The sequence below is a fragment of the Leyella stercorea genome (assembly GCF_019052365.1).
GTDB lineage: Bacteria > Bacteroidota > Bacteroidia > Bacteroidales > Bacteroidaceae > Prevotella.
Map to the genome: position 1 here is coordinate 1 of NZ_JAHQUY010000190.1, position 556 is coordinate 556.

At 42.4% G+C, this 556-nt stretch carries 1 protein-coding gene; it reads right to left on the reverse strand.

Annotation, left to right across the window (positions count from 1 at the left end):
* A partial coding sequence (locus KTQ90_RS13560) for a hypothetical protein (RefSeq protein WP_254360406.1) occupies positions 1-461 on the reverse strand: 461 nt, incomplete at its 3' end.
* Between the last annotated feature and the right edge of the window lie 95 nt (positions 462-556).

The window sequence follows — 556 nt, forward strand, 5'->3', positions numbered from 1 at the left end:
TGGAAAACCTTGCCTGCATGTCTTTTCTCCTTGTCCGTTGCTTTCGGTGCCTTGACGGTATTCACAGCTGCGTCAATGTCCTCAAAACTTGACCCTTTGGCTTGTGGCACATCGGCATCTTCCTTATTGTCAGAATATTTCACACCAATATCTTCTATGCGAACATTCGTAAACACATCATCAAGCTGTTCGTCAGAAATCCGTGCCGTACTCTTTGGAGAATCGTCAAATGTCACGTCATTATCCGATACGGACATGGATTCTGTTTGTTTTTGTCCCGTTTCTTCTTTCTTCCGCAGTTGGGACACTTTGAAAAGACTTTTGCCTACAAGTGCCATCGGGTCGATAGGCGGTTTTTTCTCCTTTTCCTTGCCGTTCGCAACTTCAAGAAGCAACTTGTTGTAAAAATAGATAGTCCAAACATTGAATGCAGCCAAGACTATCAAGAATATAGTTTCCATTGTCATGCTTGTTCCTTTTTGTTACACATTCCAATCGTCAATCTCTTTTCTCAGCAAGCCGTTGATTTCTTCCTGGTTCTCTTCAAGATGTCTCT